The sequence below is a fragment of the Nocardia glycosmidis genome, assembly GCF_052545115.1.
On the sequence record NZ_JBQWRH010000012.1, the window covers coordinates 37,910 to 53,449 of the forward strand.

Sequence of the window (15,540 nt, forward strand, 5' to 3'; positions counted from 1 at the left end):
ATCATAGCGGGTCGAAGAAGCCGCCGAACCCGCGCTGCAGGGACGCGGTGGTGTGGCGGTACTCGGTTCGGGTGCCGTTGGTGAGTTCGTCGGCGCGGACGTACACCGGCTTTCCGTTGAACTGCTCGGCGGCCTCGTTCAGCACGAGCTCGACGGTGAAGTTCCGATCCCGAAGGTCCTCGGCTGTGCTGTCCACAATTACCGTCCGCTCCCCCGACAGCGCCGTGCCGTCCTGGCCATACACGCCAACGATCAGAGACCGCCCTCGACGCTTGCCCGTGACCACTTCCCGCTGCAGCAGCGTAACGAGCACGGTGCTGGAAGTGATGGTGGGGCTGCTGACGTTGACGTCGACGGTGACCTTGCTGGTTTCCTTACTGCGGGACTGGGTCAGTGTCACCAGCGGCACCACAATCTCCTGCAGAGTGGCACCACCGTGCACGTACTGATAGCCGGCGCCCTGCATCCGTAGCCGGTGCACCGCCCGCGGCACCTGCACCTGCAGGTCGCCGTCCAGTCCGAGTTGCGCGGCAGACCACGTCGTGAACGCTGGGTGCTCCCGCAGGCCGCGGCCGAGGACGTAGCGACGGGCCCGGGCGACGATCTGCTCGCCGTGCGCAGCTTCGCTGAGATAGTCGCCGGGTTCGAGGTCCGAGTCCTGGTAAAGGAAGCCGTGATCGGCAGTGACAAGCACGCGGCTGGCCCGGGACTTGCCACTTCCGAAACGTTTGATCACTCGCACGATCTCGTCGATGGCGCGATCGCACGCCTCCGGTGTCTGGTACGGCGCCTTGTGGCCGACCGCATCGATGGCGTCGTGGTAAACGACGACAGAGTCGTGAGCGGACCACAAAGCAGCCCGGTCGGCGGCGGTCATCGACATCACGGCCGCGTAGTCGACAGCCGCTGCGTTCACGCTTGCCCACCGTGCGTTACGTGCGGGCAGCCCGGAAGTCTGGGCCCCGTCGGCTCGCACCGTACCGTCGTCATCCAACTCGAGCCGGGCGTGCGGCAGCATCGCTGCCATACCAAGTTGGGTGTAGGACGGAAGCGGAGCGAGCCGAGGTTCGATGGTCGCGCTGAACCAGTCGTCGCCGTTCATGCGGGCGGCGAGTTCGGCGCCGACCTCGTAGCGCAGTGCGTCGGAGACGACGACGAGGGTCTTCGCCTTGGCGGGCAGGTCGTAGCGGGCGAACCCGCGGAGCCGCTCGATGCCGGGGACGTCCCAGCTGTCGAGGGTGTCGAGCTGTTGTTGCCAGGCTTGCGCGAGGGGGCGCTGGTAGTCGTGGACGTACCGGTGCTCGACGTGGTCGGCGAGGCCCGCGGGCAGATCGGTCTCGGCACGGTTGAGATGGTGGCGGAACCTCCGGTAGGCGCCGTCGACGCTCGACCAGGTGTCGGCGTAGCTGCGGATGCCGTCGGCGGGGTCGGCGATGATGGGCGCGAATGTTTCGATCTGGCTGAGGCAGTCGGACGCCGCGGCAAGCGCCAGGTAGCCGTGCCGGTGTTCGTCGTACCAGGTGGCGGTCGAGCGAATACGGACCAGTTCGGCAATCCGATCGGGAGGAAGTCCACGGTCGAGAATGGCGGCGGCGAGGGAATGGATGACGGCCTCGTCGACGAGCGGAAACACGTCGCGAGCGGCGAGGTCCTCGACGGGCGGCGGGTCGGCGCGGAGTCGTTCGCCGATGTTGAGATCGGCCTGGGCGCGCTGGGCGAGCTCGGTGAAGATACGGCGCAGCTGGCGGTCGTCGCGGAGGCGTTCGAAGTCGATGCGCGCAGGGTTGCGCGCATCGGGCCAGTCACGCCATGCCTGGTCGAACAGCCAGGTGACGAGGCCGGCGACGGAAGGTTCGGCGGCGGTGTAGCCGTAGATCTTCGCGCACCCCGTCCACAGGTAGTCGGTGAGCCCATGCTTCCGCAGTGCCTCGTATCCCTCGGACCGGTCGGCGACGTGCTCGTCGAGCAAGTCCTCGACGATGCGGTGCAATCGGTGCCCACCTGGGCCGTCGAGGTCGAGGACAGCGGCACTCATGAAGGCTCGCAGCACATCGGACAGCTTGTCCACCGACAGATCCTGTGGCAAGCCCGCGAGTTGCTCGCGGATGCGGTCGGCCCGGCGAGTGTCGTCGAAGACGCTCAGGTGAGCGGCGATGACATCTGTGACGCCGCGGTCGGCGAGCCCGAGGTCGTGGACAAGGATCGCGGTGGTGTCGGCGGTGAAAATGCCGTAGCCGACTTCGAGGTCGAGCAGCCAATTCTCGCGTAGTTCCGGTGGCCAGCCGGTGCGGTATACGAGGTGGCGCACAGTTTCGGACGTTCTGGTGTCGAGCGCGGTGTAAACGCTGTGTTTGACACCGAGCTCGTTGCCTTCAACGCGGTGCACGCTCAGGTCGAGACCGTGTTCGGCGATCGCGTCGGCGATCGTATCGAGGTGAGGTGCGTAGTCGCCGTCGATGTCACGCCAGGTGAGCACCGGGGTGTTGGTGAAGCGATCGACGAGCAGTTCGGCGATGCGCGCTGCGGATGCGGCGCTCACAGTCCGCTGACCTTCCGCAGCACGTCCTGCAACTTCGGGTAGTTCTTCTTCACGCCGTCGTCGAGGTCGAGCTCCACTTCCGCGGTCGACAGCGGAAACAGCTTGGTGTTGATCCATTCCCGGATCTCGCGGCGCTGGGTGGTGAGCAGGTCCCGTTCCTTGCTCAGCTTCGTCGCCTCTGCCTTGCCGGCGGTGGGCAGGGCGTGCTCGATGGTTTCGAGGCGGGCCTGCTGTTTGTCGGTCATCTGGTTGGCGTAGTTCTCACGGATCAAGCCGAGAGTGGCGGGCGTATAGCGATGCAGGTAGAAGAGAGCGTTGAAGCCCTTCTCAGTCTTGCTGTTCGACGACACCTGCCAGTAGATGGGCCGCTTGGAGTACATCTTGACGTGGTCGTTGTAGAAGTCCTTGAGAAAGTAGTCGCGCAGCAACTTTCGCTTCCCGGAGCCGAGTGCGTACTCGAGCCATGCAACGTTCGCTTCGACGTTCTCCTTGCCGAATGCGACGGCGAGGAACTCGCGCATCCGGGCGACGATATCGTCCTCGAAGTAGTGCTCGGCGGTGATGGGGATGATGCCGTCGGCGTCGGGCCGGAACCGCGCGGTCGGCACAATCTCATCGAAGTCGGCTATGGTCGCGCCGGCGTCAGCGAGAATCAGGCCGGGCTTGTCGAGGCTGTAGCGGCCCATCATGCAGCCCACCGCGTAGGAGACGAGCTCACGCGCGAGGTCGAGGTCGAACAGTGTCCGATACTCGTCCTCGGTGCGCGTCGCGCCCTTCGTCGGCGCGTACCGGAAATACGGGTTCTGGATCAAAGAGATGCGACTGAGGGGAACCTCGCACTCAACCTCGTCTTCGAGTTTGTAGAGCTCCGCGAAGTAGCGGTTGTTCGCCACCTCCAGTTCTTTGGCGCGCTTCGTGTTTGCAAGGGCATCGTCCCAACGGGACTTGGCGTGAGCTTCGAGAGCGCCTGGGCCTATTGCGACCATCGGGCTGGCTTCAAAGTCCCAGGAGTGCACGAAATCGTTCCAGTCTATTCGGAACAGCGATATGAGCTCGCTGACGATTGGTTCAACCAATGCCGAGTCAGATGGAACTACCGGAAGGTTCGAGATGTGCCCCACCTCGAAGTGCATCGCTGGCGACAGCACCCCCAACAATCGCTCGCTCACTGCTGAGTTCAAGAAGCCAATCAGCGCGGGCAGTTCATGCTGGTGAGCGAAGGCAGCCTGCCCGACATGACTAAAGATAAACTGCGAACCATAGAAGCGAAACGCTGGCGCCCCGGTCGATACGTTTGACCATGACACACATGGCTTGAAGAAAAAATCCGGGTTACGGATCACGGATCGTGGACGGAAATCCCACAATTCCTTACCATCATCCTCCCAGTTGACGACGTAGTCCTGGTTTCCATGCCATTTGCGGAATGATCCACCCTTGTTGTGCGGGAACCACTTTCGGCCTGACTCGCTGGCTTCCTCACGGCTGGACATGCCAAAGCCCGTGCGGTCCCCCGACACCTCGAACCACTGCCGGAGGAAGCGATCATTATCGGCGGTCGCAGGCCCCTGCCGCGGCGCCGCTACCTCCGCCAGTCGCGTTCCCTTCGAGAACGCAGCCTTCATCCCGCTTGACAGCCAGTAGACGATGGGCGAGTCCGGTACTACCGCAAAGTCGTCCATCGATGCCGTGAAGAGCAGTGGCTCTCGGACCGAGCACACGAGACTTCTAAGCCGGTCAGCTTTCTCCAGCTCGTTTCGTCCCTCGACGAGTCGCACGAAGCGACCCAACTGGGTGGTACGCGCTTCGACATCGATTACGAAGGCCGTCGTCTGTACCACCTCGCCCCCGATCGAGTCGAATCCCCGGGTGCCGAGGTGTGCCATTGAGGAGAGGTGGCCCCACTCAGGGAGATTCGCCCGGAACTTCTTGTAGGAGGTCAGGAACATCCACGAGTGCATGGTCACCATCGCGACAGATCCGGTCGGCGTCGCGAGTTCGGTGTTGCGTTCGATGAACATGGCGTACAGGTCGGGCTTGGTGTCGGGAAACTGCTTCTGCGCGAACGAGGCCAGTTCCGCGCCCATATTGTTGTAGCCCAAGTACGGCGGGTTGGCCACCACCACGTGGTATTGATTGTCCGCCAGTGCCCTCGCCTGACGTCCAAGTACACGAGTCTTCTCCATCAGTTCAAATTCGAGCTCGCTGGCGATCCCCTGCTCAGCGTCAGGCTCTTCGTAGCCCTCGATAGCGTCGACGAGGAAGGCTAGCGCATCTGGGTCGACGCGGATGAGTGAGCCGCAGGTGTCCGCATACTTGAAAGAGTGGACCAGTCGTGCCAGCTTGTCCCGCTTTTCGGGCGCAACAGCGCCGGTGATCAACTTCGCCTCCAGCTCGTCGAATTCGAGCGGCGTGACTCGCACGATGTCTGGCTGCACTGGCTGATCATCGCTATTACGGCGAGCGAAAAACCGGCGATCCTTGTCTCGCGCTTTTATCGCCAGTGCGAAAGATGCGAGTTGTGCCGCGCGTTCGTCGATCTCAAGTCCGCGCAGGTTGTGAGTGAGAATTAGCTGCGGGATGGAGCTCGGGGTGTAGCCCTCCTCCTCGTAGATCCGGAACAGCAGATCGAACGCATAGGTGAGCATGTGGCCAGACCCGCATGCGGGGTCTAGCACCCGGATCTCCTCCGGTGACGAGACAGTGACGCCGGTGTCCTCCTGTCCCGCAACGGGTTCGATGTAATACTCCATGTGTTCGCGTAGGCCGCTGGAGGGGCGCGAGCGCAGCCACAGCCGACCAAGGGAGTTCTGCACCAGGTACCGCACGATGTACTCGGGCGTGAACAGCTGTGTGACGGCTGGCAGTTCCGCGGCATCGATCGCGACGTTGGAGTCGTTGATCTGGTCCTTGAGTTCGGAGTTGTAAAACTGGTACAGCCAGCCCACCACTTCCACGTTCTCACAGGCGGCGGCATCCATCACCTCGACGGCGCGGGCGCGCACCGATGTCGGCGCCAGCATGTCCAGCGGCGTGAGCAGCCGAATCCAGTCCACTGCGGCCGGGAACACCTCCGGCATCGGCTTGTGCCACGACGCGAACATTGCACTCAGCAACAGCGCGTACGCCTCAGCGTCCGGGTCGGTGGACGTCCGCCTCCCGGTCAGCAGATCCACCACAGACGCTTGCACGTGCGGCGCCACCTCGTCTGGGAACTCCCCCGCCTGTGCACGGGTGAGGATCTCCGGCAGCGTGGACGCGGACCCAGCGGCCGGGGATACGACCCCGAACGGCCCCGAGAATCCGTTCGCGTCCATATAGCGAGCGGCGGTCAGTCGGTTGAACCAGGTGTAGGCAGCAGTGTCCGCCACCCAGGCCAGCCCGTGCTCGTTGACGGCATTCCGCAACGCCCGCACGTCGTGCGGGTACTCGGCCTCGGCCTTCGGGTTGTCGAGGAGCTGTTTGACCCGTCCCCGCATCTGCTCGATCAGCGTGGTTCGCGACGAGGTGGCGAAGGTCTTCAATGCGGCGGTGTTCTTCATCGTGTGCTTTCTCGAGCAGTAAGGGGTGTCTCTGGTGCGCGGGTCACAGGACGATGGTCTTTCCGTCGTCGAGCGCAGCCAGCAAGCTGGCCCGCAGCCGCTGCACGTACAGGTCGACCTGGTCAGGGCTGGTGAGCATCGCTGGAACACCGTCGACTTCCACCGCGCTCAGCCGCACCGTCGCCTTCGCAGTGCTCTTCGCGCTGGTCGTTCCAGCGCCACTGATACCGCTGGAAGCGTGACCGCCTTCCTGCTCGCCTTCTGCTGTGCCCTCCGGCGCCGCTGCGGGCGAGTTGATCAGCACCTCGATCGCCGACTGGTACGCGGTGTCGAACGACCTTCGCGCCAGTGCCACCTGCCCTCGGGTCGTATGTGCCCCGAGGCCGTCCAGAACGGACCGCAGCGCGTTTCGGGCCTGCTCCTGCGCCTTGTCCGTGGAGTCGAGGAACACCTGCTCCCGCAGCAGCGATTTCAGGCGTTCCTCGACGAGGCTGCGCAACGCGTCCCGATCAGACGTGACCGCAGTATCGAGGCGCTCGACCAGACGCAGATGCAGCTGCTTGATCTGCGGGACACCGCGGTAGAACGTGGGACTGTCGAGTGCAGACCGCAGGGCGTCGATATCGCTACTATCGACATCGTCGACCTCTGCGCCACGACGTTCCAGGAACATGCGGGCATCGTCGACGATGCCGCATTGCTGTCCGCGCAGGAAGCCGCGGATCGGGTCCAGCAAGTCTTCCTTGAGGTCGAGCAGCTTGTCGGAGTCGGTTAGGAAGCCGCCGAGGTACCAGTCCTCATCGTTGCCTATCGCGGACCGGATGGCAGCCGAGGCGTCCGCGACGGCTGCGGCGAACGGGTAGGGAAGCTTCGCCCAGTCGTCGAGTTCGGCCACGTCCTCATTGAGCGCTGCCCGCACGCGGCTCACCAATTCCTCGGGTGTGGAGGGCGTTTCGGAGGTGTCGCGGTAGTCGCCCAGGAACGCCTGGAGTTTGCGCACCTTCGCCGGATCCTGTGCACGCACTTCCTCCACCGCGATCAGGCGGTGCTTCTTGGTGTTGCGCAACTCCTCAGCGATCTCGGTGCGCACCAGGAGCCGGCTGTCGAGTTTCAGGCGCGCCGAACCGGTCTTCGTCCCGTGCGCGATCGCGGCCAGGACTGTTGTCATCGACCAACCGAACGGCGGGCCTGCGAAATCGTCCACGAGAGAGCCGACCGTCGATGCGGTCTGACGCACCTTCGCGTTGCGCACGGACACCACGATCGACCCGGCGAGGGTGTCGAGCGTCGAGATGACGTCGAAATCGAGGGTGACCTCATCCCGGAGTATTCGCCCGAGATCGGTCTCCTTGAGGGTGGAAACTCCCCGCGCCTCGTTGATCCGCGTGTACCGGCACTCGATGGCCACCTGCAGCGCCGCATGGACACGCTCCTTCGCGGGTCCGCCGCCGATGTCGAGCACGCTTCCGTTGTGTACCAGATCTGCGGCCGCGACGGCTTTCCGTATCTCACCGAGCACCTCGCGCTGGCGTTCCACGTTGGCGCGCTCGTGGGAGTCCAGAATCCGCCTACGCGACTCCGGCAGCGTCGATTTCATCTGCAGCCGCACGTAGTCACGTGTCCGCACGTACAGGTCGATGTCGTCGCGGGTGCGCTGGCTCAGGTCCAGCACCACGAACACCGCCCCGGCATGGCCGATCGAGTGGTGTTTGACGTCCTCGAGCGGATGCCCGCTGTACGGGGTGACGAAACGAACGCTCAACTCCTCCGAGCGTCCCTGCCGCTCCCCATCGAGCATCCGTTCCAGGCCCAGATCGACGCCCGTGGCCTCGTGCCGCACCTTCGCGCCGACGCCCGACACGTTCACGATTTCTTCGTTGAGCAGCTTCCTGATCGCGGAGTCGTTGCGCTCATGGTTCTTGATCGCCTTCTCGACGTCCTGTTCCTCGTTGGTGAGATAGGCGTAGGTCGAGCCAGTGCGCTGGACGTAGGTATTGGACTCGAGCAGCCGCAGGGCCCGCTCGATGTCCTCGTGGAGTGCCGCGACGTTCGTCTCGATCGCCGATGTGAGCAGCACCGACAGGGACTCCGGGGTGGCATCGAACTGCTCGATGTACTTGGTCATCAGCAGTGCCTTGAGTACGCGCAGTGCGAGGTCCCTGTCCGGCCCATCCAGGTTGCGGGCTGCGGTGGCGACGTTCTGTTTGACAGATGCGTTCACCGACTTCTCGATGCCGTCGTAGAACATGTCGAACGTGGCGAGCGCACCGACGTCGGTTGCTTTCATCACCGAACCGATGTCCCTTGTCACGCCGAGCAGCGATCTCTCACCCACCGATGCGTGCCGACCGGTGAAGGCGTTGAAGTCCGACAGTCCCCGCATCGCGTCGTGGAAGAGTTCGAACTGGTAGTCGACGAACGGGTAGGTGCCGACGAAGTCCTCGACGGTCGAGTAGTTCTTGTAGGTCCGCTGATCCTGGAAGGCGAACAGCGAACGGAAACGGTCCTCGTTGGCCGCGTAGACCTTACCGAGCCGGGTGACCCCATCCGGGGTCTTTTCGAGCAGGCGCTTCGAGACCACCTCACGCACGTTCTTCGAATCCAGCTTCAGCTGAATCGCGAAGCGCGCCTGAATCTTCGAGAAGTCCTGCTGCTGCTCCTTAGTACGGTCCCCGATGATCGAATCCATAACCTCCTGCGAGGTAACCATCACCCATGCGCGGCCTCGGCATTTGACGTAGAGAGACTCGGCGATCGTCTGCAAACTCAACATCAGCTTCGTGTCCTGGCCGATGAACTGACCGATCTCGTCCACATAGAAGCCCATCCTGGCCAGCGGTTCGGGCTGCTTGTCGAGCCACTCTGCGACCTCTTCCGCGAAGGACTCGATCGACACGCTGTAGTTCTCCCGGTAGGCCGTCAGTGGTCGCTCGAGCGACGTGCCGGTGGCTTCCGCGTATGCCTTCTCCACTGCGGGCTCGACGAGGACCGCGAGCTCGCGTCCCTGCTCCCACGGCTTTCCATAGATGCCCGCGAACGCCTCCTTGAACCGATCGAACACACCCAGCCCGGCGAGGTCCCGCTCGAAACGCGCGATGTACGGCGTTTTACCGAAGTAGCCAGCAGCCTCGTAGAAGACCTGCACGAACACCTTCAACAGCGCGTCGGGCTGGTTCTTCTCGTTCTTGTCGACCTTCTCGTCGATATTGAACAGTAGTGACCGGGCCGGGATCGCCGCAGAGCGCTCCAGCGCTCCCCGCAGGATCGCCGCGTGCGTCGGTACCTTGTCGAGGAAGGCCGCGACTACATCCGTCCGGGCGATCCCGGCGCCGTCCACATCACCGAGCAGATAAGCCAGCATTTTGAGCAGATGCGACTTACCGGAGCCGAAGAAACCGGCAATCCACACGCCGTTGGACTCCGGTTCGCCCGGATACGTGTACGCCTCCAGCAGGTCGGTCAGGTGCTTCGCCACTTCATCGGTGACGACGTACTCACGCACTTCGGTCTCGAGCTGAGCGGAACTCGACGCCTTGACGACACCATCGAGCGGCCGATCGATGTCCCTCGCGAGGATCTGCTCGATGTGCATCAGGAGTTCTCCAATTCCAGTAGATCGAAAGCGCGGTAGTAATCGTCATCGGTGAGCCGATCGAACAGGACCAGCGATGACCCCTGCGTGGGTGACTGCCGGTAGGTGCCCGGGAACACGAGAACCACGGGTAGGTCGGCCAGCAGGGGTTGCAGGGTGTTCAGAACGGTGTGCGCCCGTACCAGCGGGTACAGTCGGCCGACATTCGACAGCATGACGACCTGCGGCCGAGGCTGCTGCTCCTCGACGACCCGGGTGATGCGGGGTGACAGGTGCTCCCGCGGTGAGATCACATTGCCGACCGCCTCGCCGAACATCTCCTTCGGCAGTGCGGTCTCCTGTTCGATGATCTGCGCCCATACACCGGTCTCGGACCACAATTCGGTCGCCAAGTGCCACAGATCGATGTCACAGACCTCGATGCCGTCCTTGCGCAGCCGCGTCACCAGCCGACGGTGTTCACCAGCGACATTCGGCTCGTCGGACGGCCGATACGCCAGTACGAAGTAAGGTACCTCGCCGATTTGTCCCTTCATCTCCAGGAAGCTCGGCGTCCGCATCACCCGGTATGCGAGTTCGAACCGCTCTGTGAGCGAAAGTTGATCCGACAGTCGAGTGGTCACCGTGCTCCGTCCCGGCCGGCGAGCGCGGCCACCTGTGCATCATGGATCGGGAAGCTCAGCAGAAGTTCGTCACCCACGGCGGCGACTACTGCCGACACTCCCGGCGCGGGATTTATCGGCAGCACCCGATCTTCGTTATCGAGCAGTCCGGCCTCACGCAGCATTCGGAACGTGTTCTGACGCAACTTGCCTCTCGTGGAGTCGGCCGCGTCCCGAAGCGCGTCCACCCAGGACGACTGCAGGTTCCAAAAGGTGTCGAAATCGGCATAGCCGACGACATCGCGTCCCGACACAAGTCGGTCGCGGACCACCTCCCGACCAAAGTCGCGCAGGAAGCGATAGCGCAGGCATGCCGCCAGCCACATCAGTTGCCGTGAATCGTCTACCGATCCGTGCGCTATCAGTTCCACGCCCGCAGGAGGCAGTTCGCCGAGCCTCTGCACGACTTCACGCGTCACCCGTAGGGTCGATGCCATGGTGCGTTGTTGAACGAGATTCAACTCGACCGCCTGAGCGCGCGCAGTCGCCGCGTCAGGCGTCGTGACCAGCAGTCCCGCCATCGCAACTGCTTCAGCGCGCAGCAAGCCGCCCGTCGTGAACGACAAGCGGTAAGTGCCGTTGGTCACGAACACCCTTCCAATCGACTGGTCACGGCCGCGTCGCGGAGACGCGCCGCAGCATGATCGTAGGCAGCACAGGAACCTGATTCTGCCGAGCCGTACGACACTAGTCGATAGGACTGACGAGTCCCGATCGACCGTGCCATCGTGGAACAGGTCGAACGGCGGGAAGGACGCCATCCACGAGCAGATGACATTCCCTCGGGATCGAGAAGGACGCTCTCACCGGAAGCGGTGTCTTTGTCGACCTCATCCCAGTGAACGCTTCGTGCGCCTGCGTGCTACCCGAACACCTCATTGACCATGGGAAGGCGTCAACGTCCCGAGGTTCGATCATTCAATTACGGACACGCCTGGGTGTATCGGCCCACGGATCGCCATATTTTTCGTACGGGTTACCGAGTTCAGCTAGCCGCTGCTCACCTCGCTCTACGAGATCAGCACGGAAAACCTCATTGGATCCGATTTCATTCTCAGATATATCGAGGTAGCCGACGATATGGTTATGTCCGTGAGCGACTCGCTGAAGTGCTTCATCGATCGTAACGTACCAGGGTTCCCATGACCGCCCGCGACCAGGGAAAGCGCCGAACCGGATATAACCCTTGGTGGCAAGCTCCCGGATTACATCGAGGACAAATCCGCGCGAATAACTCGCGGGGACAATTTTGGCCACCATTCCATCGAAGGTGCCGATTGGGGTCCAATCATCGGACAGCTCATGCAGGAGGAAGTGCTCAAGTTTCTCGTTCATCGCTTCGGCAGATGCACTTTCACTGGTTCGGGGTTTCCGGGATACTTGATGTCGATCGTAACACCACCCGACTTGCTGCCGTCTCTGATTCTGATCTCCGTGCCATCGGGAAGCCTACTACCTTTTCCTGGATAATTTCCGACATCCATCGGCTCACCCTTTTTACTGAGGTCTTCGTAGAGCTGACGAATTTCCTTATCAGTTTCCACCTGTCGGTGCGGCTCAGTATTGCCAGGTTGCGTGCGGGAATTGACAAGAGATTCGACCTCAGCGGCTTTGCTCGGCCCACTTGCGCCTGCACTTGCGGTGTCGTTGGAGTTGCTCGTACCTGCGTTTGAATCGCCATCGATGAGGACCCGCATGGCAATGATGGTGGCGAGGGAGGTGGAGATGGAGGTGAGGTCAGGGACCTTGTCGAAGGCGCTGATGACGCCGATGGCGCCGGCTGCGGCGGCGGTGAGGCCGACGACTCGGATGAGGTTGCTGGCCTGGTAGAGACTGCGGATGGTTGTGATGGTTTCGGCGACAGCGACGGCGACGCCTCCTCCGCCTGCGGCGAGGCTGCCACCGAAGCTGAGCAAGGCGGTGGCAGCCGCCGCTACCACGATGAGTCCGATCGCCCACTCAGCGGTGGTGATCGCGGACTGGATGCCTCGGCTGACGTCAAGGGTTCCGGTGTGGTAGCTCGAGACAGGTGCGGCGACGTTGAGCGATGCCGCAGCGACCTGGTCGGCGCCGGTCCGCAAGACATTCAACTGGTCTTGGATCATTTGCCGATTCAGCGGATCGTCCATGCCGTCGAACATGTCGGCGATCGCGCTGATACGGGCAGCTGCACCAGTGATGGTTTCGTTCTTGGCGAAGGTATCCCAGGTGCTGGACGCCTTGGCCAGTTTATCGACATCTCCGTTGGGCAGCTTGCCGAATTCTTCCAGGATCTTCGAAACGAGCACAGCGAAGAATTCCTCGACACCCCCGCGGTGTTTCACACCGGTCCCGTTGTCGTGCACCGATGTCGGGATCGTGACCTTGTATTCGGTCATCGCACGCACATCTGGCCGCGGCGGCGGTGGCTTGCTCTTGTTCCTTATCCCGTAGTTGTAGCCGTTCGCGGCGAGGACGTAACCGTAGTTGGTGAGCGCGTCGGCCAGATTCGTGCACGTCTGCATCGTGCTTTGCGCGACGTGATCGTATCTTTCGCCCCACTGCTTGCAGCCGGGTGCGTCACCGGCCATACCCGCGTATTCGCCTTTCACGGCATCGTGCACCGGTTTGTCGGCTCGTCGGAGGTCGGCGGCGAGATCATGGCATTTCTTGGCCGCGTCGTAGTAGACCTGCCAGTCGACGTTCACGGCTGTCCGCCGCGCAGCATCTTGCGGTTGAGCTCGATGGCGTGCGTGTAATCTTCGTGCGCTCGGCGGGCGGCGTCGCTCAGGTCGCGGACGCCTTCGGCGAACTCTCGTGCACCAGTGAGCCATTGGCGGTGGGCGTCGGCGTACGCCTGTGCGGCAACGCCTTCCCAGCCACTGCCTCGGAGGGTGGCCACTTTGTCATCGATCTCGTCGAGGTGGTCGGCGACGAATCCGGCCAGGCCGGAGAGGCGGGCGACGATCTGGTCGAGATGGTCGAGGTCGACCGAGAACTCCGAACTCATGGCAGGTCCAGGCTGGAGGTACGGAGGGCGGCGGCAGTATTCTCGTCGCGGGCTCGGTAGGTGTCGGCGGTTATGCCGAGTTTTTCGGCCATACCGGTAAGTGCGGTGATGATCCGGATTCCGCCGTCGCGGACTTCGGTCCATCCGTGACCGAACTCGGTTGACGAGTCGCCGGTCCAACTGCCGTTGACCAGCGAATCCACGTCTTTAGCTGCGGAATCCAGTGCCGAGCGCAGTGCTTCGGCCAAGTCGTAGACGTACTGTCCGACCTCGCGCACCTGCTCTGGCACCACCGAAATGGCATTACCTGAGGTGTTTTTCGGTTCGTTCTCCGACATCTGTCTGCCCTCAGTCTTTCGCGAACGGCATCGAGAAGACTCGTTGCTGGGCCGGGGGCTGCTGCGGCAGAGACGCCTCCAGATCGCGATACCGCGCAGCCCATTCGGCGTCCTGCTGGGCGTAGCGGTCGCGGATCGTACGGAACAGGTTCTGGATGTCCTCTACGACCTGGTAGTGCGACTCCATCACCTCGTAGACGCCGTTCTGCGAACCACGGGCCTTCTCGCGGTAACGCTTCACCATCGTCTTTCCAGAGACGAGTTCCTTGCCGTCCTTGCCCCTGTAGTCTTCACCCATACCCCAGTAGGGTTGCTGCGAAATCTCAGTCATAGTTCGCTGAATATTCCGGATCTGATCCTTGAAGAACTCGCAGTCACGGTCGACATAGACGAACTGCTCTGGATCCATCCGCACCCTCAGTCGGCCCTCTTTCGCCTCGTTGATCAGATTCGTCATCGGACGGGGTGAGTCGTTGCCCTCACTCATAATGCCTCTCCCTCCCAGTGAGATTCGCCAGATGCCGTCTTGGTCATGCAGTAGGCGGAATCGTGGGCACGACTTTCTCCGCTAGTGCCCGTGCAAGCTCACATGAATCGATGCTTCCGGTGTCCCGGTTCGACGGCGGATTGTTCAGATTGAATTCGAGGCTGCCGCCCTTCATCTCCACATCGACCGTACATGCTTCCTTGATGTGGGGACCCTCGAACTGACGCGTGGAGATCGCGCGGCGCGTGCCGACAGTGAATTCCTGAGAATCCGGAAATTTCTTGGCCCGCACAACGTCAACTGTCAAATTCGTGGTTCGGATACTCACTGCGTATCCGTTCGAGCGGACCCAGGCACAGCCGCGCCACTTGACGCCACCATCCGCATCGCTGTTCGCCGTCTGCTGGCCGTGCAACTTCTCCGAGGCCAAAACGCTCTCCGGCACGTCCCTACACGGGTCGTACGTGCGCGGCACATCAGCTGGCAGCGAGGGTCCCGACTTGCTAGTGGTAGAGCCCGAAGAGTTGTTATCGCCCGACCCACACCCAGTCAGTAGAATAACGGCACCGAAAGTCAAGCCGACAGCACGAAACACGTTGCTGCTGGGCAGCATGCGATCCCCTCACAGCCGGTGCCACGAAACTTCGGGGCCGGACCGGCGCCTCCGCCCCTGCTCATTTGGTGACCGTACCGGGCCGGTGATCGGGCCCGCAAGCTGGTGAAGTTGCGCTCGCTGTCCGCCGCGCCCGCGATGAAGGCCGCCGATTCTCCACTGTTGAACCGAAGATCGCCGCGCTTTCGTGGACTTGATGAGGATGCCGGCGCCCTTCGACGGCGGCCGCGGAACCTATAGCGCCGCGCCCGGCCGAGCGGCGTGGGGGATGTTGCCCCAGCCCAGAAGGCCGAACGCGATCGTGGTTGCGTCGGGCCACCCATGTGTCCGCCGCTCCCAGCGATCGGCAGTGGTGCTGATCACTCCTATTTCGCCGCAGCGGAACGGAAGGCGAACTCGCCGTCGTCTGCTCCGGCGAGGAAGGCTGTCCACTCGGCTTCGTTGAAACGGAGCTGGACGTCGGGGGACGTGACAAGAGTGTCCGTGCCGTCCTGCGCGACTACGACAGAGCCGACGTTGCCCATGGCCTTAGCGTGGGCAGCGTCGACGAAGCATGCCCACTCAGCGAGATCGAATGCAATCGTCCCCGCATCGGGGTGCTTGCTGTGCCTAACGTAGACAACGGTGCTGCTCGGGACCAGTTCGACGCACCCCTCCCCATTGCTGCTGTGGCTCGATGTTCGCCAACCGGCGGAAGGCGCAACCTCCACGCATTGCTCGCTGTTGCCGCTGTAGCTGGATTTCCGCCACTCGAGGCGGTCGCCGGTTGTCACCGATA

At 62.7% G+C, this 15,540-nt stretch carries 12 protein-coding genes; all 12 read right to left on the reverse strand.

Translation table 11 applies throughout. The annotated features are described in order from the left end of the window. Position 1: 1 nt before the first annotated feature. Positions 2–2,539 (reverse strand): BREX-1 system phosphatase PglZ type A, encoded by a 2,538-nt coding sequence (gene pglZ, locus ACT86A_RS16535; protein WP_445093030.1) that lies wholly within the window; start codon positions 2,537–2,539, stop codon positions 2–4. After that, positions 2,536–6,081: a BREX-1 system adenine-specific DNA-methyltransferase PglX gene (gene pglX / locus ACT86A_RS16540; RefSeq protein WP_445093031.1), complete on the reverse strand. Its 3,546-nt coding sequence runs from the start codon at positions 6,079–6,081 to the stop codon at positions 2,536–2,538. Before pglX ends, pglZ begins: the two co-directional genes overlap by 4 nt. A 43-nt stretch (positions 6,082–6,124) precedes the next feature. Beyond that, a complete protein-coding gene (gene brxC, locus ACT86A_RS16545) occupies positions 6,125–9,673 on the reverse strand; it encodes a BREX system P-loop protein BrxC (RefSeq protein ID WP_445093032.1) in 3,549 nt (1,182 codons plus the stop codon). Then, on the reverse strand, positions 9,673–10,296 hold the full coding sequence (locus ACT86A_RS16550) for a DUF1788 domain-containing protein (RefSeq protein ID WP_445093033.1): 624 nt from the start codon (positions 10,294–10,296) through the stop codon (positions 9,673–9,675). The genes brxC and ACT86A_RS16550 overlap by 1 nt, the downstream gene beginning before the upstream one ends. Continuing rightward, the gene (locus ACT86A_RS16555) at positions 10,293–10,922 is read right to left on the reverse strand and encodes a DUF1819 family protein (protein WP_445093034.1); all 630 of its coding nucleotides are present in this window, start codon (positions 10,920–10,922) and stop codon (positions 10,293–10,295) included. Before ACT86A_RS16555 ends, ACT86A_RS16550 begins: the two co-directional genes overlap by 4 nt. Positions 10,923–11,253: 331 nt before the next feature. Further along, positions 11,254–11,670, reverse strand: coding sequence for a hypothetical protein (locus ACT86A_RS16560; RefSeq protein WP_445093035.1), 417 nt, complete (start codon positions 11,668–11,670; stop codon positions 11,254–11,256). Next, positions 11,667–13,022: a hypothetical protein gene (locus ACT86A_RS16565; protein ID WP_445093036.1), complete on the reverse strand. Its 1,356-nt coding sequence runs from the start codon at positions 13,020–13,022 to the stop codon at positions 11,667–11,669. Before ACT86A_RS16565 ends, ACT86A_RS16560 begins: the two co-directional genes overlap by 4 nt. Further along, a complete protein-coding gene (locus ACT86A_RS16570; protein ID WP_445093037.1) occupies positions 13,019–13,324 on the reverse strand; it encodes a WXG100 family type VII secretion target in 306 nt (101 codons plus the stop codon). Before ACT86A_RS16570 ends, ACT86A_RS16565 begins: the two co-directional genes overlap by 4 nt. Then, complete coding sequence (locus ACT86A_RS16575) at positions 13,321–13,662, reverse strand: WXG100 family type VII secretion target (RefSeq protein WP_445093038.1); 342 nt, start codon at positions 13,660–13,662, stop codon at positions 13,321–13,323. The genes ACT86A_RS16570 and ACT86A_RS16575 overlap by 4 nt, the downstream gene beginning before the upstream one ends. Before the next feature lie 10 nt (positions 13,663–13,672). After that, positions 13,673–14,149 carry a hypothetical protein gene (locus ACT86A_RS16580; protein WP_445093039.1) on the reverse strand — a complete coding sequence of 159 codons (477 nt, stop codon included), beginning with the start codon at positions 14,147–14,149 and terminating at the stop codon, positions 13,673–13,675. A gap of 43 nt (positions 14,150–14,192) precedes the next feature. Continuing rightward, complete coding sequence (locus tag ACT86A_RS16585) at positions 14,193–14,762, reverse strand: DUF3558 domain-containing protein (RefSeq protein WP_445093040.1); 570 nt, start codon at positions 14,760–14,762, stop codon at positions 14,193–14,195. A gap of 365 nt (positions 14,763–15,127) precedes the next feature. After that, positions 15,128–15,535 carry a DUF397 domain-containing protein gene (locus ACT86A_RS16590; RefSeq protein WP_445093041.1) on the reverse strand — a complete coding sequence of 136 codons (408 nt, stop codon included), beginning with the start codon at positions 15,533–15,535 and terminating at the stop codon, positions 15,128–15,130. Between the last annotated feature and the right edge of the window lie 5 nt (positions 15,536–15,540).

Excerpts from the sequence above, each read along its gene's own strand:
- ACT86A_RS16580 (WP_445093039.1), bottom strand. The coding sequence starts at position 14,149 with ATGAGTGAGGGCAACGACTCACCCCGTCCGATGACGAATCTGATCAAC.
- ACT86A_RS16575 (WP_445093038.1), bottom strand. The coding sequence starts at position 13,662 with ATGTCGGAGAACGAACCGAAAAACACCTCAGGTAATGCCATTTCGGTG.
- pglX (WP_445093031.1), bottom strand. The coding sequence starts at position 6,081 with ATGAAGAACACCGCCGCATTGAAGACCTTCGCCACCTCGTCGCGAACC.
- ACT86A_RS16560 (WP_445093035.1), bottom strand. The coding sequence starts at position 11,670 with ATGAACGAGAAACTTGAGCACTTCCTCCTGCATGAGCTGTCCGATGAT.
- ACT86A_RS16585 (WP_445093040.1), bottom strand. The coding sequence starts at position 14,762 with ATGCTGCCCAGCAGCAACGTGTTTCGTGCTGTCGGCTTGACTTTCGGT.
- brxC (WP_445093032.1), bottom strand. The coding sequence starts at position 9,673 with ATGCACATCGAGCAGATCCTCGCGAGGGACATCGATCGGCCGCTCGAT.
- ACT86A_RS16570 (WP_445093037.1), bottom strand. The coding sequence starts at position 13,324 with ATGAGTTCGGAGTTCTCGGTCGACCTCGACCATCTCGACCAGATCGTC.